Origin of the sequence: Clostridium lacusfryxellense, assembly GCF_018861735.1 — a bacterium.
Classification (GTDB): Bacteria; Bacillota; Clostridia; order Clostridiales; family Clostridiaceae; genus Clostridium_AD; species Clostridium_AD lacusfryxellense.
Genome location: NZ_JAHLEB010000048.1, coordinates 19,743 through 42,286, shown reverse-complemented (window position 1 = coordinate 42,286; position 22,544 = coordinate 19,743). Strand labels below are relative to the sequence as shown.

Sequence of the window (22,544 nt, the reverse complement as noted above, 5' to 3'; positions counted from 1 at the left end):
AAGCTTATTCTATTGATGATTGGAAATATGGGGTGAAGAGCCGTATGCCTTAATAGGGCACGTACGGTTCCGTTGAGGAGCATGGGCGGTAACGCCTGTGTTTACTTAAGAAGATTAGGATAACTTTCCAATAAATAAAGCTAAATATTCATATATGTAAAAAGCTTAAGCAAGTTAATTTAGCAGATTTGAAAGGAGTATTAAATGAAATATAGGGAATTTGGAAAATGTGATTTTAAAGTTTCAACACTAGGGTTTGGATGTATGAGGCTACCAATAATAAATAATGATGATAAACAAATTGATGAGGAAAAAGCTATAGCTTTAATAAGATATGCTATAGACAATGGGGTTACTTATATTGATACAGCATATCCTTATCATAAGGGAAGTAGTGAAATTCTTGTTGGGAAGGCGTTAAAAGATGGGTACAGGGAAAAAGTAAAATTAGCTACCAAATTACCTACTTGGCTTACTCATACTTATGAGGACTTTGATAAATATTTGGATGAGCAGTTAGGAAAACTTCAAACAGATCATATAGACATGTATCTTCTTCACGCTTTAGATAAAGAAAGATGGGACAATCTATTAAAATTAGATATTTTTAAATTTGTGAAAAGCGCTTTATGTGATGGAAGAATTAAGCAAATAGGATTTTCATTTCATGATAAACTGGATACTTTTAAAGAAATTATAGATGGATACGATTGGGATTTTTGCCAGATACAATATAATTTTCTAGATAATAATTATCAAGCAGGCACTGAGGGGTTAGAATATGCAGCGAAAAAAGGTATGGGTATTGTAATTATGGAACCACTTAAAGGTGGAAGACTTGCGAAAAATCCACCGATTTCAGTAAAAGAAGAATGGGCTAAGTCTGAAGTTAAGAAAACTCCTGCGCAGTGGGCTTTGAGATGGGTACTTAATCATCCTGAAGTTTCAACTATCCTTAGTGGTATGAATTCAATGGAGCAGGTTATAGAGAATATGCAAACAGCAGATGTGGCTCTTCCAAATTCATTATCAGTGAAAGATTTAGAATTAATTGATAATGTAAAAGGACAATATAATGAGTTAATAAAGGTTCAATGTACGGCCTGTAATTACTGTATGCCATGCCCTGCTGGGGTGGACATACCAAAGAACTTTGCATTATTAAATGATGCTTCAATGTATGACGAATATGAAGATCAGTCCAAAACTTATAATAATGATTTAACATTAAAACAAAGAGCAGTTTCATGTGTTGAATGTGGTAAATGCGAAAAACTATGCCCTCAACATTTGGAAATAAGAAAACATTTAAAAGAAGTTAATTTAGCTATGAAGAACGCATAGATGATCTAAGAGTTATATCATTACACCACCTATAAAATAATTAAGTGTCTATTATGTGTATTATTTAAGCTATAATGGTAAAACCTAATGTATATTAAGGTACGCATAATAAATACGAAAAAGTAAAAGGTGTGTGAAAAATGAATAAATTAGAAAAACTAATAGACGATGGATTTAAGGTTAAAATTCAATCAAGTTCTAAATTTTGTTTAACTATAGATAATACAACTCCTAGCATGAGCTTTAATTCTGATAGCATAGAAGATGCTGTTGATTTAGCTTATGAATTTGTACAAGAACAAAAAAAGGTAGTAGAGATAGAAGAAATAGAAGAGATAGAAGAAATAGAAGAAATAGAAGAAGAAATAATAATTACAGTGCCGCAATCAGAAGAAATAAAAATTGATGAGGATATACTTAATAGAGAATCTAAGACTACAACTTCTATTAGAATATATTCAGATGTTTGTGACAAGTTTAAAGATTTTGCAGAGATAAATCATGAGTTTAAAAGCATGGATTTAATTAGCATGGCTCTTATAGAATATATTGAAAAATATAAAGCTAAAGATGAAGACAAAGACAAAGATGAAGACAAAGACAAAGATAAGGATAAAGAGAAGGATAAAGTTAAATCTAAAGGTAAAGGTAAAGAGGGAGATAAGGATAAGGAAAAAGATAAGGATGAGGATGAGGAAAAAGATAAAGAGAAGGATATAGATAAAGATAAGGCTAAACAAAAGGGCAAAGAAAAATAAAAACAGGAGCGAAAGTTATAAGAAAGAGAGTAAAACAAAAGCGGTTAAGCTAATCAAGCTAGGCCGCTTTTGCTATGGCTAAAATTACTTTTGGAGCATTATACGCTAGTTCATTAATGCATATTAACCCTTTCTATTATAAGGTTTATAATCATAAACACAATTCCATAGCCGATTAATAAGGTAGAATTGAATAAAATATCCGCAATGTTTCCATTATATAATATCAATTTAGTTATACCATTATGTATCAAATATGTTGGCATAAGATGTGCGACAAGGATTAAGTTTTGTGGCAAAAGTTCAATACTCCATAAACAACCTCCAAGCAAACCAATTATTAATATAAATACTGGCATAATGCTTTGAAAAGCAATATGACTTTTGAAAATACGAGTTAGTAGTACAAACAAATTTGACATACAAAATATATAGATTAAACAACTTATAATAACTAAACCATAACTTTGTACACTCTGAATTTCAAGTACCTTATATAAAAAAGTAAATTGCAATAAAACTACAAAACCTCCACTTAGTATATTACTAATTACATCAGTTAAGAGTAAATAGGAATAAGGAACTCCAGCTGCTTGAATTCGTTTGTAAACTCCAGAGGCTCTGGTTTTCATAATTGTTGCACTTCCCGATAATAAGAACAGGGTGGAAAAAATTATAACCATTCCTAATGCAAACTGCTTAGAGACAATATCTCCTTTAATCATAGCTCCATTTTCCTTTTTAGTATTAGGCGAAATAGATTTTATTTTTAGTGGTAAGTTAGATTTTGAATCATTAATACCATTTAAATTATACGTGATAATATCGTCATAAACATCTATACCAGTAGTTTTATGTATGACCTCTTGACCTGTGGTCGCAGACTTAACCCCACAGACATAGTAGAGAAGCTCACTAGCAACAATATCGGTGATTCCTGGTGCGAAAAGATTATGTGGTAAATAATGAACAGTTATTAGGTTATCAAGATTTTGTTTTTCTATATTTTTTTCTAGTCCAGAATTGAATATATATACTCCCTGAACGAGACTATCATTAAGATTTTTAGTAATCTCTGATTTTTTAATAACTCTACAAGTGAGTGAGTTACTATGATATAACCCTTCGATTATTTTTCTGGATGTTGCAGAATTGTCTTCATCAATTATAGCTATAGGAACTTTATCAAAAAAAGATGGCCTATTAAAAATACTTGCAACAAAAATTAATGAAATTAGAGGCGCTATGATACTAAGTGTTATAAGTATTTTCTTTCTAAATAGTATTCTCATTCTTGTTTTTATTAATATCATTATATAATCCATTTTAATATCCTCTTACCTCTTATTAGCATAAACATTGAAGTAGTAAGCATTCCAATAGTTAGCAAGAGCATCCCCCATATAATATATTTAATATCATTTAGGGAATACAAATTTATTAAAAACATATTCCCTTTTATTATCCAATAGTTAGGAGTTAGTTTAGAAATGTTCCTTATGTTTTCAGGCATTAGTTGTAGTGGTATAAAGCTTCCACCTATAATTGCAGATATAAATACATATATATTAGCCATTAAAATATAACTCTCCTCATTGTTAAAAAAAGTAGCAAGCATTATGTAGAAACTCGTTATAAGTCCAACGCTGATAATTATAAACACGAATAAATTTCTTATTACACTTGTATCTAGGTTAAATAATAAAAATATAGGTGTCATAAAAATCATTAAAAGTACGGTGCAGTATATGGAGTATGATATCCACTTACTGAAGATGATCTCAAAGCTATTAACAGGAGTGGTTAGGAGTCGTTTAATTGCCATTGAATTTCGCTCTTTTATAAGTAGGTTCCCTAAAATTATACCTATATACATTAACAAAAGTACAGCTATTGCAATAACGTAATATTCTATAGAGGTGGTAGAGGGAATATCATTGTGAGGCTCATAAGTAAAAAAACTAGATCTACCTAATGCTGTAAAGATCAAATCTCTTGACAAATATGTATTCACTTTCTCTTTTTGTTCCTGCTCAACACTATATTTATCCATATAATAGTCTACAGAACTAACTCCTATTTCTACGGCTCCTATAATCCGTGAATACCCTTGCATAACATTTTTTAGTATTGAACTTTTTAGCGGCTCTTCTGAGTTTAAAGTCATATCTAAAGGTAGATTTTCCATAGATAACAAACTGTTAGAAAAGTTTTTAGGTATTTCTATTATTCCAGTTAATAAATTACTATTAAATTTTTCTTTAGCTTCTGTTCTTGTACACACATCTATATTAACAAAATTTGAAAAGTTTTTATTACTAGTAAAACTAGATAATAGTAGTTTACTTGCAGTGCTATTATCATTATCTACAATTGCTACTTTTATTGGGGAAATATCTGACTCTCTTTTCATCATGTCTTTAAATGAAGAAGAAAGTATAAAAAACACTATAACTGGAAGAAATAGAGCTGCTATCAACCATTCCTTATGTCTTATAATAATTAATAATTCTTTTAGTATTAAAGTTTTTAGCCTTGTAATCATAATTTTTCTCCCTGAATTTTCAATAGTTAGGTTAAACCTAGTTGGAACTTAGTAAACTATTAGTATTCTCCATAAATTACAAATTTCCTCTTTTGAAATGAGTTTTTATATGAATTTATTTGTTGTATTCATTGTTTTATTGTAACATTAATAGAAATATGTTATAGTTTCGGTGATATAATTATAGGAGTGATGTTATGGGATACAACGTTATAGATTTAATTGATAAAGCAATAAATATCGCTATTCGTAAAAAGGATATATATGAAGGCATAGGGCACAGGAAATGTGATATTCCATCTATAGAGATAATGTCAAAGGTCTTAGCTAAAGAAGTAGATAAATCTATTAAATATTATGAGAAATTAAAAAATGAAGTAAGTGAAGAAAAGGATGAAGAAATTGAAATAGAATTTTTTATATATGATAAGATGTCTTTTTTAATAAATGAGTTTAATAAAAAGTCATTTGTTAAAGAAATTAATAATATTATAGAGTATTTGAAGTTTTCACTTGATTTAGAGAAGGATGGAAAGTCACTGCTTATTGACCTCCAGGGCAGATTTATGAAAAATGCAGATGATATAAATACAAGAACATATAAAATATTAACTGATATGATTAATAATAAAGATAAACTTATTAAAACGCTTGAAAAGATTATAAAATAAAATTCATAAAAATCTTATAAAATAATACGAGTGATATTATATGTATAATATCACTCGTATTATTTTTTTATATTTAATTAAAGGGGGCTCTAATTAAAAAAAATTATTTAGTTGCTATATATTTATAATACTATTTAATTGTATTATAAATATCAAATGATTGTGTGAACACTATGTTATTATATAAGTGGAGCAATGGAACATTTGTTGATGGTAACCAAAATGTTCAGGCAAATTTAGCAAAAGAATTAGTTCAATACTTTATTTTTAAATCAAAATAATATATATTAATAGAAGAATTGTCTGTTCAATAAGATTATCATTCTGATAAAATAGCAAGGATAAATTATTTTTGACCAGAAGATATTGGAATATTGTTGTAATGCTGTTTAACATAAGTTTGTGATACAGAGCCGCCATGTGGGATACTGTTTTTTAAGTATAGATCAAAATGTCCAATAACACCATTACTTGGAGTTGTATCGAAACTATGAGGCATGCCTGACAGTGAGGCTGCTATATTCATACCATTCTTAAATATTACAACTGCCCTCGGTGACCAATTCCAAGTAGAAAATATGCTTTTCATAACTGCGGTGTCAGAGGAAGTAAGAGGTTCTATGTCACAATGATTATATCCACCCATTACTTTTACTGTAAATTGTTTTCTAGTAGCAAAATCAACAATTGTAAATAAATCATTCCTCTTTAATAAATATTGTCCATCTCTAAACCAGTCTATAGCCGCGCCGTATTGAGTAGGAGATTTATCCATTCCTGGAGTTACAGCATAATCTCTCGTGGCATAGCCATTTACAGCGATTTTTTGTCCTTCGCTAAACCAATCATTTACACCCATATAATTATATTTCATAATATCAGCTGCAGAGACATTAAACAACTTGCCTATCGAAGTTGCAGTATTACCTGCTTTTACAATGTATGTAATTGAAGGGAATACTTTTACTGGATTTGGAGTAGTAATTATAACCATAGGTTTTTGAATAGCTACAGGAGGTAATTTAATAACTTGTCCAATATTTATATTATTAGTATTTAATTTGTTTAAAAGCTTAAGATAATCAACTGTAACTTTGCTAGCAGTAGCTATTTTCCATAAGCTATCCCCTTTTTTAACTGTGTAAGTAGTTTTAGTTCCTACAGCTAATGCTTTTATTGGTGCAAGTAACATTGGAATAATAATTACAGATAATAATATTTTGTTTACGTTTTTCATTAGAAACACCCCTTCGATTTTTAGTATAAAATTTTTTATTATTACAGTAAAATTATCGAATGTTTAGAGCGTATCTTTATATAAACGCTGTTGGTGTATTAATGGTTACATAGGTAATATAAGGAATTATAAGAAAGTATTAAAATAAATAAGATAATATTATAGGTGAAATAAAGATAAAATGATAGATTTTATAGTATAATAAAAGCTGATAATTCATAAAAACAATAATAAAAAATTTAACGAAAAGATATAGGTTCAGGGGGAAGAATAAAATGGCAAGTAGTTTAAATATAAAGGGAATATCATCTGTTAAAATTAAATCAGAGCGTACAAAATCTATAATATTACTCGTAATAACAGCAATACTATGGAGTTTAGGTGGAGTACTTATAAAGTCGATAAAGTGTAATCCTGTTGCAATAGCAGGAATGAGAAGTGCCATCGCTGCTATTGTGCTGCTTATAGTGATAAAAAAACCAAAGCTAACCTGGTCTTTCGCGCAGATAGGTGCTGCATTAGCTTATTCGGGAACAGTAATTTTATTTGTTATGGCAAACAAAACTACAACAGCCGCAAATGCTATCTTACTACAATATACAGCTCCTATTTATGTAGCACTATTTGGAGCTTGGTTTTTAAAAGAAAAAACAAAAATATTTGATTGGATTATAATATTTATAGTTTTGGGAGGTATGGCTTTATTTTTCTTGGACAATCTTAGCACTAGTGGAATATTAGGTAATATACTTGCAGCTGGTAGTGGAGTATGTTTCGGATTTCTTGCGATTTTTATGAGAATGCAAAAGGATGGATCGCCTTTAGAATCAGTTTTTTTAGGAAATATTCTTACTGCTATAATTGGAATCCCATTTATATTTAGTTCAGAGATTAATAGCCAGGGGTGGATTATGTTACTGATAATGGGAGTAGTGCAACTTGGAATTCCTTACGTATTATATTCAATGGCTATAAAACATGTAACGGCTCTAGAAGTAATTTTAATCCCCATAATTGAGCCTATATTAAATCCAGTTTGGGTATTCATTCTAATTGGTGAAACGCCAGGACCATGGGCAATTGTAGGTGGAGTTATAGTAGTTACTGCAGTTACATTAAGATGTGTTTTGCCTGCGCTTAGATCAAAGTCAAAGATAGTTATTACTGAAGATAGTAGGCAAACCAATACAATTAAATCATAAAGTCGTATGCTTGTCTTTAGATAGTGAATCCTATATTATAATATTATTAGAATTTATTGGAGGGATGTAAAATGATTATTAAAAGCGTAACCATGTTTATAAAAGCTGAGTTTGTTGGCTCGTTTATAGAGGCAACAATAGAAAATCAAAAGAATTCAATAAAAGAAGCTGGAGTTATACGTTTTGATGTACTTCAAGGTAAAGATGAACCAACTAGTTTTATGTTTTATGAAGTCTATAAAGATGAAGAGGCCGTAGAAAAACATATGAAAACTAAACACTTTATTAAATGGAATGAAGCTGTAACACCTTGGTTTGCAAAACCAAGAGAACGCGTTCTTTACAATGCCATAGTACCATCTGAAAGTGATTTTTAAGTTATGAAAGTATTTGTAACAAGTGATATTCATGGAAGGGTTGATGTGCTTAATAAAATTGTTAAGTTTGTTAAAGAACGAGAAGAAATAGAGTGTGTAATTTTATGTGGAGATATAACATCAGATTATCCTGGTGCTACTTTTGATGAGCTTGAGAATAAGCAATACGAAGATTATAAAAAAATTGTTGAGATGTTGCGACAAACAAACAAAAGGGTTTTATTTATTCTAGGAAATCATGATGTTTTTAATGTTGATAAAACGGATATAAATTATCTACCTTATTGCACTGAAGAAATATTTAATAATTTCGTGTCTATTGAATATATAAACTTTCTAATGTATGGAACAAAACGTGAAGGAAATGAGCAGGATATGACGTACAGGCTATCTAAACTTAATATAGATAATAAGAGTATTATTGTATCACATGTACCACCATATAAATGTTTAGATAAAGCTAATAATGGGGTTAATTTTGGTAGCCAGGCTATTAGAGATATGATAAAGGAAAAAAAGCCCACATATTTTTTCTGTGGACATGTACATCATGATTTTGGTTTTAAAAAGTTACATAATACATTTGTTTTCAACGCTGCTTGTGATGAGGTTTCAACAAGAGGTTGGGTTGTAAATTTGGAAACTGCAGCGTTTGAGAAAATAATATTATAGAAATAAAGAGGACATAAATAGCAATAATAGCTATCGATGTCCTCTTTTAGGTTTTATTTTATTAATCAATAAACGGAACGGATACTTTAATTTTAAATGTTTTTATTTCATATGGTTTAATTTCAAAAGTAAAGCTTTTGTTATTTTTAACCTCAAGATGGCTGGTCACATTCTCCATTAGGTCGCATTCAGTAACATACTGCGCATTTACTCCAAGTAGTACTGTAGCCGTTGTACGACGATTGTAGCATTCATAAAGACGTAAAATCAAGTCATCATCGTCCTCAGCCTTTTTCAGAACTTCTATTATTACATTTTCATTGTCTACACTAGCTAGTGAGTAATTAGCTGGTAAACTTCCTTTTTGTGAGGCGCGTACAACCGCGGAAAGTGGATTATTAAGATTATAAGCTTCCTTTACAGTACCACCTTCACGCCAGCCTACTACATGAGGATATAGAGAATATGTGAATTCATGTAACTCTATATCTGCCTGCGTATTTGGATACACTGAGGATTTTAGTAATGATAAACGCATAACTGAATTGTTTATATCACAACCATATTTACAATCATTAAGCATACTAACACCATAACCATCTTCGGATAAATCTGCCCATTTGTGAGCACATACCTCAAATCTTGCAACATCCCAGGAGGTATTGCGATGAATTGGGCGCTTAACATTACCATACTGGATATCGAAAGTAGCCTCCTGGGTGAAAACATCAATTGGGAAAGCTGCCTTAAGAAGTATTTGTTTTGCACGCCAGTCAATATTGTTTTTAATATCAATACGAGCTAAATTTTTATAAATGAAAATTTGTTGTATTATAGTGGATTGTTGGAAGCACTTTATTACTTCTAAACATGCTCTAACGGGTCCAACTTGAACAACTTTAATAGACTTAACCTCATCCACATACCACATTTTTTCTTGATAGTAGGCATTTATATCCCACGCATCCCAATTATGTGGTTTATCTTCAAAAGCCTCAAGTACGTTACCTTTTTCTCCTTTTTTCAAAACTTCACGATTGACACGTTTATCAAATATTGAAGTAAACTGCCCTTTATCATCCAATTTAATATTAAAGAAGTCATTTGACATAGTTTCTTTAGTAATTGATATATCGTTATCTTGAACAATAGACGCCTTTATAATAGTAAATGTCTTATATCCTTTTGCTGGAACATCCTCTGCAAAGAAAATAGCTTGATTGTTATCACATATCTGGCAAGGATAGGATTTATTTGTGAATGTGTCCACAACGCTTATTTTTTTTACTCCTTCTGGCAATATGAAACTTACAATATCACTACATACAGATCCTTGGGGATTAAAAACTATTACAGAATCTGAATCAACATTAATCTCAGAGGCTAATGCATTAATCGCTCCATCGATCAATGCAGTGCCCTCACTTAAAATGCCTTCATATTCATCTCGAGATTCATCGTAAACCTCCTTAATAGCTGAACCAGGTAAAATATCATGAAACTGGTTGCGTAAAATAACTTCCCATCCATTACTTAGGACTTCCTTAGGATAATTAGAACCCGTAAGTAAATTATTCAATACTGAGTATAGCTCAGCGTTTTGATACATAAACTCAGATTTACGATTATATTTTTTATTTCGTGCCATAGTAGTATAGGTGCCTCTATGATACTCAAGATAAAGTTCACCAGACCAGATTGGTAAATATTTATTATCCTTTACATCATTCTCGAGTTTATGAAAGAAATCTTTTGACTTAGTTATTTTTACAGTGGGGCAGCCAGGAATCCCTTGATTCATCCTTTTTTCATTTTCAAGCATTTCTGGTGTTGGACCGCCTCCGCCATCTCCATATCCAAATGAAAACAACACATCACGATTTAAGTTCTTTTGCTGGTAACGCTGCCATGAACCCATTATTTGACTTGGTTTAATTTCACCATTGTAGGTTGTAAAATGTGTATCCATTACCGGCTTATATTCAGAAGTAGGAATAAAATGAGTAAGAATTTTAGTTCCATCGATGCCTTGCCATTCAAATGTATCATATGGAAGTTTATTGTATTCATTCCAACTTATTTTAGTGGTAACAAAATATTTGATTCCGCTTTTCTGACATATCTGCGGAAGTGCAGCAGAGTAGCCAAAGACATCTGGTAACCAAAGTATTTCATTATCTACTCCAAATTCCTTCTGAAAAAAACGTTTGCCATAAAGAAACTGACGAACTAAAGATTCACCTGATGAAATATTACAATCAGCTTCAACAAACATACCGCCTTCAGGTTCCCAACGTCCTTCCTTTACACGTTGTTTAATCTCGGCATATAATTCAGGGAAATCTTCCTTCACATACTTATATAACTGTGGTTGGCTTGACATATAAATAAAATCTGGATAACGTTTCATAAGTTCAAGAAAAGTTGAAAAACTACGGGCAGCTTTCTTTCGGGTTACACCTAATGTCCATAACCAGGCTATATCAATATGAGAGTGACCAATACAATTAACCTGAACTTGGCCTGGTTTGCACATTTTTTCATAAAGCTCCTTTGTTAAATAGCTTTGTGCAATATTGATAGACTCATAAAATTCATTACTGTACTGTTGACGCAAATCTATTAAGTTAACAGTCTCATTAATTATTTGAATCATATCAATATGGTCGTTATTGTCCTTAGGTAATAGCACAGCAACGTCATAAACAACCTTCATATCATAATAAAGTTTTTCGGTTTTTTTATCAACTATTGAAATATTGCCCTTCATCTTCATATTAAAATTATCCTCATCACTGGCATAAGCATGTAAGGCAAGTTGAATGATCTCACCTTTCTCTGCGTTATCAGTAAGAATTATACTACGATGATTAATGTCCATGCCTTGAATTAAATTTCCGTTTACAAAAGCAAAGAATTGCGGATTAAGGGCATCCCAACCCATTTCTTTACCAGTAATAAGGTCAAATGCAACACACTTTTTATTAAAATCGTCAGGCATTTTTATATTGGTAACAAACCAGAAATATTCTCTTTTGCCACCCCAGGTGTCGCATTCGTTAAATTTATTCCAATTTTTTATATCTAGTAATGGATGTTCGGGCACGTTGCTATCAGTATGTTGATAACTATATTCTGTAATTGGTAAGTGTTTTATATTTATACATTGCTGAAGTTCTTCAAGAATCCTACCAATGCGTTCTTCTAAAAAATACAAATTATTACCTCCTTTAAAAAATATTTAAGTTTAACCTTTAGCAGATCCTTGCATATTAAAACCCTGTGACATAAATTGTTGAGAGAGGGCATACAACATGATCGATGGCAAAGAATATAAAATGGAATACGCTGCCAAACCACTATAGGAAATCATTCCATGGTTACCGAAATATTGATAAATTAAAACTGAAGCGGGAAAGTTCTTAGCTGTGCTAAGAAGAATATAAGGAACAAAAAAATTGCCCCAACTCCCGGAAAATGTGAAAATTGCTACTGTGCATATACCTGGTAACATAAGTGGTGCTACAATTTTACGTACACAAGTAAATGTACTTGCACCATCCACCCATGCAGCTTCTTCTAATTCAATAGGCACTGTATCCATAAAGTTTTTCATCATCCAAATACCAAAAGGTAAAGCAGAAGCAGTAAAGAAAATCATTACACCAAAAATACTATCATAAAATTTAATGCTCACAAATAATTGATAAACTGGTACCATAACAGCGGTGATAGGTAAAGATGTCATAAATAAAATGCTATACATAAATAATTGTTTGCCCTTCATTATATAACGGGACAGTGGATATGCTGCAAGCACAGACATAATAACAACTAAAATAGTCTGACCTATTGAAATCAAAAAACCTATTCCAAAGGATCTTCGATTAGTTTGACTTGTTAAAACTTCAACATAATTTCCCATAGTAAAATTTTTTGGAATCTTTAATGCCTGATTTGCGTTTGTATCAAAAGATGCTAATAAAACCCACAATAATGGAGCAAGAAATAAGATCCCTATAAGTATTAATACAATATATGGTAGACGTTTACGTAAACTATATGCAGTTGGCCTAGTTTTCATATCATTATGCCCCCTTATGTTCTGTATTCATTGCTTTTACATAGAAAATGCTTAAAACAATGCCAATAAGTAAAAGAATCATTGATATAGCAGTACCATAACCAAGTTGATAATTTTTAAAGGCACTTAAATACATAATTACAGGAAGTGTTTGAGTTTTTGTTCCTGGTCCACCACCTGTCATTGAATAAATTAATCCGAAAACACTTAATGTTTGCAAAGTGTTAATCATCATATTAGTGGTAATTGATTGCTTAATACATGGAAGGGTTATATAAATTAGTTTTTGAAGTTTAGAAGCTCCATCTACAGTGGCTGCTTCTTCAATATCTTTAGGGACACCATCCAATGCTGACTGATATACAAGCATGGAAAAAGCTGTTCCATGCCATGCGTTTGCGATAATAACACACAACATTGGAAAAGTAAATAACCAGGTTACAGGTAATCCTCCAAATAGACCTAGAACTGTATTAAGTGTACCTTCGTCATAGAAAAAATTATACATACAAATAGCACATACTATCTCAGGCATAACCCATCCAGCAAGCACAATTGTACCAATTACACGTCTGAAAGTTCCATTCTTTTTTTTCATTAATATCGCAATAGTGAATCCCAATATCTGTTGACCAATTAAAGACGATCCAACTAGAAATATTATTGTATTAACAATACTCCCAGCAACTGCAGGATCATCTAACATTCTTTTATAATTATCAAATCCAATAAAGTGAAAATTTTTTGCGGCTTCACCAGTCAGCGCTAAATTAGTAAAAGAATATATAAAAGTAAGGACTATAGGGTAAATAAAGAATATAAGTAATATTACTACCGAAGGAAGTAAAAATAGATATTTGCCTATGTTAGGTCTAACATTATTAGATAGCTTTTGTATTGAAGTATTATGCTTCATAAAATCCACCTCCTATATTTTAGATATTTAATTAAAGATTTATTTTAATCGGCAACATAGAAAACGTTTACTTTGCTGCCGACTTAACCAAGTATTTAATTATTTTTCTATAATATTAGTATCTCCAACAACACGAGTAACATTTTCACCATACGTTTTCATTGCAGCTTCAGGTTTTGTACCAGTTACTACGGACTCTACCATGTTCTGAATTTCCGTTGAGACAAGAGGGTATGATTCATTTGCAGGACGAAACTCTGCAGCTTCTAAATATTCAGTAGAAAGCTTCTTAAAAGGTGTTTTTTGATAAGTTGGGTCTGCAGCTACATCTTGACGACAACTAATTTCACCACTTATTGTTGACATAGCAAGAGCATTATCTTTGCTCATAGCATACTCAATGAATTTCCAAGCAGCATCGTGATTTTTAGAATTTTTAGGTATAGATAGAGCCCATCCACCGGCTAATGTAACACTACCAGAACCTTGACCTTTATTTGTTGGCATTTTTGCAAATCCCATTATATTTTCATAACCTGACCATTCAGCTGCTCCTCCTTTGGACCAATTACCTGTAATCCAACTACCATCTAAGGATATTGCAAGCTTTCCTTTTGGCATATAATCACGGGCAGACATATTTCCAGCTTGAGCATCTAATACCTTAGAAATTGGAGCACCTAAACCTTGTGTATAAATCGTTTGAATGAAGGAGAGTGAATCTAGAATTCCTTGGCTCTTAACTATCCATTTATTATTGTCATCAATAAGACGTTCTCCTGTTCCATATAGTAACATTTCATAACTTTGCATCGAGGTTGCTTCACCTGTTGCTTTACCGGAATTCATCCAAAATGGAATAACATCTGGTAATTTTACCTTTAATGTTTTACAGGTAGCTATAACTTCATCCCAAGTCTTCGGTTGCCATTCCCTTGGAAGTCCAGCTTTTTCAAACAAGTCTTTGTTATACCAAAGTCCTCTTGAATCTGTGTTATAAGGTACACCATATACTTTTGAGTCTGAAGCTGTAACACCTTTCTTTAATGCCTCATAATAGCTATTGTCTGTCCAATCAGTCCATTTTTTTAGATAATCATCAATAGGTGTTAAGTAACCTGCTGCTACATCTCCATTAATTTGAAATGTATCTTCAGTTATTATGTCGGGTGCTGTGTCTGGAGATTTTAGAGCCAGTGCAATTTTTGCAAAATAATCGCCTTCTGAGGCTGTAATGGGATTTACTGCTACTTCGATATTTGTTTTCTTTGTGAATTCTGGTGTGATTTGCTTAAGCCACTTGTATAGATTACCTTTTTCACCTAATCCATCATCACGGAAAGTAAAAGATAATTTAACTTTTGAGTCTTGAGCTGTGCTTACTTCTGTAGTTGTTTTTTTTGTGGTAGAACACCCTACAAGTAAAGAAATACCCATAGTCATCACACATAATGCGGATAGCATTCTTTTTTCTCTGATTTTCATTTTTATACCCCCTAACAATTTTTATATTAAATTATCTTATATACCAACTTAGAAGTAGATATATAAAATGATTAACATGCTATTAAATTAAGTTGGATATTCCAAAATATTAGTTGGATTTTCAGTAGAATTTATTTGCTAAACTGTGATGTAACAATATAAGTATACTACACAATTTAATTAAATATGTAAATAGTTACAAAAAAATAAAAAGTAATGATGATATATAATTTGATATATCATAATTGCTTTTTATTTTTTTAAAGTTTTAATTTTAACCTTTGCAGTTGACCTTCCAATTACCAATTCTGGTATAAGTAAAATTCTTCTATTGGGAGTCTTTGGATCTTTAATTTTTTCTAGCAGTAACTCAACAGAAATTTTTCCTATTATAGATTCAGGTTGCTTTATATAAGTGAAAAAAGTATCTTTTAAATAATTACTTTGAGTATCAAAGCACAATATAGAAAGATCTTCAGGTACTTTAATGCCTAGTGAAGTTGCCACTTTTAAAATAATCACTGCAATAGATTGTTCTGCAGCTAAAATAGCAGTAACTTTGGGATTGTTTTTTAAAAAACTTGTAACCTTGTTAATATTTTCTGAAATTTTAGATTCTGTACTAATAACTGGATGCATGTTTAAAATATCATTTACCATAAGAGTTGGATCACACAGAACTCCTTGCTTTGCATGACTATTGATAAAGCCTTCCAGTCTATCCTCTAGTGAGGAAGTATCAATTAGTGGTGGAGAAATAAAACCGATATGCCTATGACCTAGATTTAATAAATAGTCTGTACCCATTTTACTTGCCATCAAATTGTCTGTACCTACAAATGGAGCATCTAATCCTTTTAAATATCTATCAAAAAATACTATGGGATATTCAGATAGTATTAATTCGAGGATACGTGAATTGTAATGTTCGCCGTTGACAGGCATTATAATTATCCCATCTACGCCTAATTTTATTAGTGCTGATATTTTTTCACTCTCAACATCTTGATTGTCCATAATATTCGTAGGAACTAAAAAATAACTGTTTTCTTCAGCTGTTTTCATTGCACTTACTAAGGTTTCAATCCCGTACTCATCCCCAAATGCGCTACTACATAATCCGATTAATTTAGTGGGTGTTGCTATTGGCGTGCTTTTTAATAAAGAGGGACTTTCAGCTTTACCAACAAAAGATCCTTTACCACGAATACGAGTAATATATCCTTTTTCTGATAACATGTTCATGGCAGTTTTAACGGTAATACGACTTACATTGAATTGATCCCCAAACTCTTTTTCCGTTGGTAAGTAATCACCTTTATTATAATGTCCAATATGAATTTCATTTAATGTATAATCGTAAATTTGTTGATACATTAATTTAGGTTTCGGCATAGTAGCCTCACTTCCGCCACTTTACAGTGTCATAGATTTTTTAAATGCAATTTAAGGCTATTATATAGTTCGCTTTTCTGCTTTCTATTATCTAATGTACTACTTAAAGTGTTTCATGACAATACCTATTTGGTTTGAGTAGATTTATTTTAGCCGTGTTAATTGATATTTAGAAATAGAAAAATTGTATTCAAATTCATACTTATAATTAAAGGTTTTATTAGAATAAGTGCCATCTTTAGATAAAATGCTATAAACTTCGGAGGTAGTTATACTACCAGATTTTTTGTCATCACTAAAGTTGCAATTTATAATATCAGCAGAAATAAAGTTTTCTTTTGTTCCGGCTGTAAATGCTTTTGGTATATATGATTGTTGCATTTGATATAGATCACTTCCTGAAGCTACGTAAGAATCTATTAATGAGACATTATTCGTATTAATAGCCTGAGTAAAAGAAGAAGCATAGTTGTCTAAAAGTTCGTTTAAGAGAGCCACAGGATCTTTCTCATCGGCAGTAGGATATTGAGAATTAGCATTATTTTCATAGCTAGAATCTTGGAAATCCAAATAGAGGTCTGTATCGCTTCCTATTATTGAATATTCTTTGCTTGTAATTTTTTTATTGTAATTTTCGTAGCTAGCTGATATTTTTGAAGAACGATTTACTGGTCCGAATTTAGTAGCATCTTTAACCTTAACATTAACATTTTTTCCGTTAATAAAAATTTCTGCATCGGGATAATCGGATGATATATTTAAATAGGTAATATCAGTAAATATATCTAAATTTGCTATTCCGGTGGTATTTGATACAAGATCCACAGGATAAGGCTTACTCAAGGTTAGGTATTTTCCTTTATAATTAGCTAAGATAGAATAATTACCAGGCATATATGGACCAAATTTTTTAGTGGATTTATCAGTGCTGCTTTTACCAATCAACGTATTGTTAATTGAGAAAGTAACATCTTTAACCGTAGTTTTTATATCAATGAAAGAAGGCTTAATATTTATTTTATAATTAGGGAAAATAAGAAACTTTTTACCATCTTTAGCGAGCGTTATTGTATTGCCAGACGTTATGCTAAGACTACTGATATCCTTAGGATAAATAGCATTATCTTTTAAATTCTCAATAACTTTATTAAAATATGAGGGATTGCTTTTAAAGTAAGACAGTAATGGTGTTAGATTACTTTTATCGACCGTAAGTCTATCATCCTTACAGTAAAATATTTTTACTAAATCAGTAACATTATTTGAATCTACATCATGTTTGAATCTTGTTACAAGCTTATTGGGAGCATATATTGAATTACCAACATTAATAATAATAACTAAGGCTAATATTAAAAATGTAGATAATATAATAGCTATTTTTGAACTTCTTGATAATTTCAAATTAGATGTACTACTTTTCTGGGGTGTAATAACCAATGAATTTTCTTCGCAGCTAGATTCAGCATTATCACTTGTTTCTTCTCTTAAGTTATTCCCACATTGGGTGCAAAAATTTTTCTCCTCAGTAAATTCACTTCCACATTTAGAGCAAATGTTCATAAGAATCTCCTTTCGCTGTTATATATTACTTAAAATATTCTTTAGAATTTTTATAATAACCATATATTCAACCCAAAGCATAACTAATAATGAAATAGGTATTATAAATATTGTTATTTCTTCTGAAATATTAAGTGCTTCTGTAATGCCTCTAAATAAGATTATAAGTGTAGCAATTGTCCCTATAAATAATACTATAAATCCTAATGTAGAACTTATATAAGATAAGATTATACTTAATAATAATGCAAATATAAAAGGAATAGCTGAACATGAAATTACTTTTAGAATTATCGATGCTTTTACTGAAGACTTAAAAATGTATTTACCTATTAAATAGTTCGAAGCAAAAAGTATTAACGCAGCGACAATGAATAGAAAACTGGTTATAAAAAAAACTCTGTCGCTTGCTATATCACCACTTATAAACTGCGACATCTGACCTAGTAACCCATCAGATCCATGAATGCTATTTCTTAGGCCAGCAAATAATTCATCTGCCACACTTGTGCTCATTTTAATAGCCCACATATTAAGTAAACCAAATAAGACTGATAAAACTAAAACTAAAATACCACAAGATTCCTTTTTTAAAAATGCATCGCAATTCACAATTGTTGTGACTGGTTTTGTTAGGATACCTTTAGTTATCTCTAATATTTCAGTAATATAAACAGTGAAATGACTATTTCTAATTTTCTTAACTTTTTTTGAGATACTATTTAAATCGTTATTCTCTAATACAGATGCTCCGCAATTGCTACAGAATTGCTCACCTAAATTAGTTTTTTGACCGCAATTCTTACAAAAATTCAAATTGTATCCCTCCTTATTTATAACTAAAAAAATTCATCTATGATTAGTATATTACTATTTATGGGAAATTAGACTTGTTTGCGGCATAATATAGCATAGAAATTCAATTTGCAAAATCAGTTAAAAAGTCGTAGTGTATTATATAGAGAATAATTACAAATTGATATAAATTAATTAAAAATGGTACTAGTAACCAAATAACAGAGTAAAGCCCTTTTTATGATAGTTCACAAAATTAAAATGTTTTACTAAGTAAACGTTTAAAATTTTACTATATTAGGAGGAGTAGAAATGAATAAAAAACTAGTGAAAATCATTACAGCGATAGTAGCCATAAATATATGGGTTACTTATACTGCGATGGCTCAGTCCCTTTCTCAACGCAAATCTACACAGCTTCTAGCAGTATCAACTTCAGCAAACAGCAGTATCATTAACTCACAAAGTCAACCTAAATTTCCAGAAGATAATCCTACAACTAGAGTTTATGCAAAATCAAGGACTGTATTTAAGGCCTATAAAGGAAGAGGTACTATGGTAATTCAAAATCACGGATCAAAATCTGCAGAAGTTTATGTTAATGGAAGAAAAGTTAATATAAAAGAAGTTTTAAAAAGTCCTAATGAAACTCAAACTATAGACATAGGAAAATATACTCAAGATGGACAAAATCTATTAAAGGTTGTTAATGTATCACCAACTGGAAGTTATATTAATGTAAATACAACTTATCCTGAATTAGTAGAGGCAAAGAAGCCAGAAGATGTCGGGTTTTCATCACAAAAGCTAGCAAAAGTAGATACTCTAATAAATGCAGAAGTAAAAGCTGGATTCCCTGGAGCTGCATTAATAGTAGTGAAAGATGGAAAAATAATTAAAAATACTGCTTATGGCTACGCTAAAGAGTATGAAAATAGTGTTTTATTACCCGAAAATAAGAGAGAAAAAATGACTACTAATACTATGTTTGATCTAGCATCTAATACTAAGATGTATGCTACAAACTTTGCTTTACAAAAGCTAGTTACTGAAGGCAAAATCAATGTAGATGATCTAGTAACTAAATATATTCCTGACTTTAAAGACGCTGCAAGCGACGTTGTAAAAGGAAAAGCCAATATAAAAATTAGAGATTTATTAAATCACTGTGCAGGATTTACTCCAGATCCACAATATTTTAATCCAGTAGTAGCAAAGGATTTGTACTCTCAAGATAGAGAAATAACTTTAAAGATGATAGAGAAAACCCCACTTACATATGTAACAGGAACTAAAGTACTATATAGTGATGTGGATTACATGTTACTTGGATACATAATTGAAAATATAACAGGTCAGGCCGAGGATAAATATGTGAATGATAATATTTATAAACCATTAGGTCTAAATAGGACTACATATAACCCATTAAAAAATGGATTTAGTAAAGTGGATTGTGCTGCTACAGAGATCAATGGAAACACCAGAGATGGAATAGTGAGCTTTCCTAATATAAGAACCTATACACTTCAAGGAGAAGTACATGATGAAAAGGCTTATTATTCAATGGGAGGAGTGTCTGGTCATGCAGGTCTTTTCTCAAATACTCATGACATGGCTGTACTTGCACAAATAGTACTTAATGGTGGAGGATATGGTCAAACCAGAATATTTGATAAAAACACATTAGATAAGTTTACTAAGACATCAGACATTTCACCAAACTATGGTCTAGGTTGGGACAAAGCCGGTGCTAAAGGAAAGGCATGGGAATTTGGTCCGTATGCAAGTCCTGAAACTATAGGCCATACTGGTTGGACAGGTACAGTAACTTGTATTGATCCGGTAAATGACATGGCTATTATTCTATTAACCAATAAAAAGCATTCTCCGTTAATAGATGCTACGAAAAACCCCAATAGTTCTAGAGGGGACATATTTGAAACAGGGCAATATGGAAGTGTAATGTCCCTCATATATGAAGCTCTACGCGAAGAAGGGGATTCTACTGATACTTCTGCAGTGCAAGCTGCGTCTGATAAAATTTCAATAGCAGAAAAAAGTTTATCACAACTCGATTTGGATGTTGCAAATGCATTAATGAGCCTTGTGCCATCAGGTAAGGAAAAGGCAAATTTGGTAGCAAGAATTAAAGTAGTACAACATAATATAGTATTAAAAACTTTGGTAGATGTGGCAACAAAAGCAGTTGTAAAAGCAGAAAACTCAATTATTTCTAGTGATATAGATGCGGCATTAGTTCTTGTAAATGCCTTAGTAGATGGGAATGATAAAACATCTCTTATAGCAAGGATTAACGCTGCAAAGGAAAGGAAAATTAAATTAGGCATAGATAATATTGATACTTATAAAAACATATTTAGTAATAAAAAAGTTGGACTTATTACTAATCCATCTGGAATGAATAGTAATTTTATAAGTTCCATTGACATTCTTAAAGATAATACATCACTTGTAGCTTTATTTGCGGCCGAGCATGGAATAAGAGGAAACAGTGAGGCTGGCGGTACTGTAGGTAATGAAATCGACGAAAAAACAGGGTTACCTGTATATAGTCTCTATGGTGAAACTAAAAAGCCAACTGCGGCTATGTTAAAAGATATTGATGTATTAGCCTATGATATGCAGGATGTTGGTGCAAGATTTTACACTTATATAAATACTATGGCCTATGCTATGGAGGCTTGTGCTGAGAATAATAAGACATTTGCAGTGTTTGACAGACCTAATATAGTTAGTGGTGCTGTTCAAGGAACTATTCTTAATCCTGAATTTAAATCCTTTGTTGGCATGTATCCAATACCCCAGCGTTATGGAATGACTGCTGGAGAATTAGCACAATTTATTAATAAGGAATATAACATAAATTGTAAACTTTCTGTAATTCCAATGACCGGGTGGACAAGGTATATGTATTTTGATGATACTGGTTCTAAAACTTGGGTTATGCCATCACCTAATATGCCTACATTGGATACTGCAATAGTATATACAAGGACTTGTGTATTTGAAGGTACAAATTTATCTGAGGGCAGAGGAACTACAAGACCTTTTGAACTTATAGGTGCACCATGGATCAATTCAATTGATTTAGCACAAAAATTAAACTCCTTGAATTTACCTGGTGTTAAATATAGGGCAACATCCTTTACTCCAACAATCTCTAAATATTCAAGCACAGACACTATTTATAATACTACAGGTAAAGCACAAGCTTGCGGCGGAGTTCAAGTTTATATTACTGATAGAAAAGCCTTTAACTCAGTGAAAACTGGTCTATCCATGTTATATACTATAAGGGACATGTATCCTAAAGATTTTAAATACACTACTAATAATTATATGGATTTACTTACAGGCGATAGTTATGTACGTGAAGGGAAATATACTCTTGAGCAACTATATGCTAAAGTGGATTCTGAATCTCAAGAGTTTAAAAAGTTATCTGAAAAATATTATATATATAAATAAGGAGGTTT

The 22,544-nt window shown here is 31.3% G+C and carries 17 protein-coding genes; 7 read left to right on the top strand and 10 right to left on the bottom strand.

Translation table 11 applies throughout. The annotated features are described in order from the left end of the window. Positions 1 to 204: 204 nt before the first annotated feature. Both KPL55_RS20210 and KPL55_RS20205 read left to right on the top strand, forming a co-directional pair. On the top strand, positions 205 to 1,344 hold the full coding sequence (locus tag KPL55_RS20210; protein ID WP_216308562.1) for an aldo/keto reductase: 1,140 nt from the start codon (positions 205 to 207) through the stop codon (positions 1,342 to 1,344). A gap of 140 nt (positions 1,345 to 1,484) precedes the next feature. Continuing rightward, positions 1,485 to 2,102 (top strand): hypothetical protein, encoded by a 618-nt coding sequence (locus KPL55_RS20205; protein WP_216308561.1) that lies wholly within the window; start codon positions 1,485 to 1,487, stop codon positions 2,100 to 2,102. Positions 2,103 to 2,215: 113 nt separating this feature from the next. Here the strand turns inward: KPL55_RS20205 and KPL55_RS20200 are convergent, their stop codons facing one another. Continuing rightward, positions 2,216 to 3,427: an ABC transporter permease gene (locus tag KPL55_RS20200; RefSeq protein WP_216308560.1), complete on the bottom strand. Its 1,212-nt coding sequence runs from the start codon at positions 3,425 to 3,427 to the stop codon at positions 2,216 to 2,218. Continuing rightward, positions 3,415 to 4,647: an ABC transporter permease gene (locus tag KPL55_RS20195; protein ID WP_216308559.1), complete on the bottom strand. Its 1,233-nt coding sequence runs from the start codon at positions 4,645 to 4,647 to the stop codon at positions 3,415 to 3,417. Before KPL55_RS20195 ends, KPL55_RS20200 begins: the two co-directional genes overlap by 13 nt. A 197-nt stretch (positions 4,648 to 4,844) precedes the next feature. On the opposite strand from KPL55_RS20195, the gene KPL55_RS20190 reads away from it, so the two are divergent. Further along, complete coding sequence (locus KPL55_RS20190; RefSeq protein WP_216308558.1) at positions 4,845 to 5,318, top strand: hypothetical protein; 474 nt, start codon at positions 4,845 to 4,847, stop codon at positions 5,316 to 5,318. 346 nt (positions 5,319 to 5,664) lie between these two features. Here KPL55_RS20190 and KPL55_RS20185 read toward each other — a convergent pair whose 3' ends face one another. After that, positions 5,665 to 6,555 (bottom strand): LysM peptidoglycan-binding domain-containing protein, encoded by an 891-nt coding sequence (locus KPL55_RS20185; protein ID WP_216308557.1) that lies wholly within the window; start codon positions 6,553 to 6,555, stop codon positions 5,665 to 5,667. Between the two features lie 275 nt (positions 6,556 to 6,830). Here KPL55_RS20185 and KPL55_RS20180 point away from each other — a divergent pair, with 275 nt between their 5' ends. From KPL55_RS20180 to KPL55_RS20170, 3 genes are all read left to right on the top strand, one after another. Continuing rightward, entirely contained in the window at positions 6,831 to 7,757 is a 927-nt protein-coding gene (locus KPL55_RS20180; RefSeq protein WP_216308556.1) for a DMT family transporter, read from the top strand. A 71-nt stretch (positions 7,758 to 7,828) separates the two neighbouring features. Then, complete coding sequence (locus KPL55_RS20175; RefSeq protein WP_216308555.1) at positions 7,829 to 8,134, top strand: putative quinol monooxygenase; 306 nt, start codon at positions 7,829 to 7,831, stop codon at positions 8,132 to 8,134. A gap of 3 nt (positions 8,135 to 8,137) precedes the next feature. Further along, positions 8,138 to 8,806: a metallophosphoesterase family protein gene (locus KPL55_RS20170; protein ID WP_216308554.1), complete on the top strand. Its 669-nt coding sequence runs from the start codon at positions 8,138 to 8,140 to the stop codon at positions 8,804 to 8,806. Positions 8,807 to 8,867: 61 nt separating this feature from the next. Here KPL55_RS20170 and KPL55_RS20165 read toward each other — a convergent pair whose 3' ends face one another. The 7 genes from KPL55_RS20165 to KPL55_RS20135 form a co-directional block, all read right to left on the bottom strand. Further along, on the bottom strand, positions 8,868 to 12,023 hold the full coding sequence (locus tag KPL55_RS20165) for an alpha-mannosidase (RefSeq protein WP_216308553.1): 3,156 nt from the start codon (positions 12,021 to 12,023) through the stop codon (positions 8,868 to 8,870). A gap of 30 nt (positions 12,024 to 12,053) precedes the next feature. After that, positions 12,054 to 12,890: a carbohydrate ABC transporter permease gene (locus KPL55_RS20160; RefSeq protein WP_216308552.1), complete on the bottom strand. Its 837-nt coding sequence runs from the start codon at positions 12,888 to 12,890 to the stop codon at positions 12,054 to 12,056. A 4-nt stretch (positions 12,891 to 12,894) separates the two neighbouring features. Next, positions 12,895 to 13,806 carry a carbohydrate ABC transporter permease gene (locus KPL55_RS20155; protein ID WP_216308551.1) on the bottom strand — a complete coding sequence of 304 codons (912 nt, stop codon included), beginning with the start codon at positions 13,804 to 13,806 and terminating at the stop codon, positions 12,895 to 12,897. 99 nt (positions 13,807 to 13,905) lie between these two features. Then, entirely contained in the window at positions 13,906 to 15,291 is a 1,386-nt protein-coding gene (locus KPL55_RS20150; protein ID WP_216308550.1) for an extracellular solute-binding protein, read from the bottom strand. Between the two features lie 252 nt (positions 15,292 to 15,543). Further along, a complete protein-coding gene (locus KPL55_RS20145; RefSeq protein WP_216308549.1) occupies positions 15,544 to 16,686 on the bottom strand; it encodes a GntR family transcriptional regulator in 1,143 nt (380 codons plus the stop codon). Positions 16,687 to 16,830: 144 nt separating this feature from the next. Continuing rightward, entirely contained in the window at positions 16,831 to 18,249 is a 1,419-nt protein-coding gene (locus KPL55_RS20140) for a zinc ribbon domain-containing protein (protein WP_216308548.1), read from the bottom strand. 18 nt (positions 18,250 to 18,267) lie between these two features. Next, positions 18,268 to 19,065, bottom strand: a complete 798-nt coding sequence (locus tag KPL55_RS20135) for a YIP1 family protein (protein ID WP_216308547.1) — start codon at positions 19,063 to 19,065, stop codon at positions 18,268 to 18,270. 291 nt (positions 19,066 to 19,356) lie between these two features. On the opposite strand from KPL55_RS20135, the gene pbp4b reads away from it, so the two are divergent. Beyond that, a complete protein-coding gene (gene pbp4b / locus KPL55_RS20130; RefSeq protein WP_216308546.1) occupies positions 19,357 to 22,536 on the top strand; it encodes a penicillin binding protein PBP4B in 3,180 nt (1,059 codons plus the stop codon). The last annotated feature ends 8 nt before the right edge of the window (positions 22,537 to 22,544 follow it).

Coding starts and splice junctions, on each gene's coding strand:
- KPL55_RS20200 (WP_216308560.1), bottom strand. CDS start 3,427: ATGGATTATATAATGATATTAATAAAAACAAGAATGAGAATACTATTT.
- KPL55_RS20150 (WP_216308550.1), bottom strand. CDS start 15,291: ATGAAAATCAGAGAAAAAAGAATGCTATCCGCATTATGTGTGATGACT.
- KPL55_RS20145 (WP_216308549.1), bottom strand. CDS start 16,686: ATGCCGAAACCTAAATTAATGTATCAACAAATTTACGATTATACATTA.
- KPL55_RS20160 (WP_216308552.1), bottom strand. CDS start 12,890: ATGAAAACTAGGCCAACTGCATATAGTTTACGTAAACGTCTACCATAT.
- KPL55_RS20205 (WP_216308561.1), top strand. CDS start 1,485: ATGAATAAATTAGAAAAACTAATAGACGATGGATTTAAGGTTAAAATT.
- KPL55_RS20180 (WP_216308556.1), top strand. CDS start 6,831: ATGGCAAGTAGTTTAAATATAAAGGGAATATCATCTGTTAAAATTAAA.
- KPL55_RS20155 (WP_216308551.1), bottom strand. CDS start 13,806: ATGAAGCATAATACTTCAATACAAAAGCTATCTAATAATGTTAGACCT.
- KPL55_RS20185 (WP_216308557.1), bottom strand. CDS start 6,555: ATGAAAAACGTAAACAAAATATTATTATCTGTAATTATTATTCCAATG.
- KPL55_RS20170 (WP_216308554.1), top strand. CDS start 8,138: ATGAAAGTATTTGTAACAAGTGATATTCATGGAAGGGTTGATGTGCTT.
- KPL55_RS20175 (WP_216308555.1), top strand. CDS start 7,829: ATGATTATTAAAAGCGTAACCATGTTTATAAAAGCTGAGTTTGTTGGC.
- KPL55_RS20140 (WP_216308548.1), bottom strand. CDS start 18,249: ATGAACATTTGCTCTAAATGTGGAAGTGAATTTACTGAGGAGAAAAAT.
- KPL55_RS20195 (WP_216308559.1), bottom strand. CDS start 4,647: ATGATTACAAGGCTAAAAACTTTAATACTAAAAGAATTATTAATTATT.
- pbp4b (WP_216308546.1), top strand. CDS start 19,357: ATGAATAAAAAACTAGTGAAAATCATTACAGCGATAGTAGCCATAAAT.
- KPL55_RS20190 (WP_216308558.1), top strand. CDS start 4,845: ATGGGATACAACGTTATAGATTTAATTGATAAAGCAATAAATATCGCT.
- KPL55_RS20210 (WP_216308562.1), top strand. CDS start 205: ATGAAATATAGGGAATTTGGAAAATGTGATTTTAAAGTTTCAACACTA.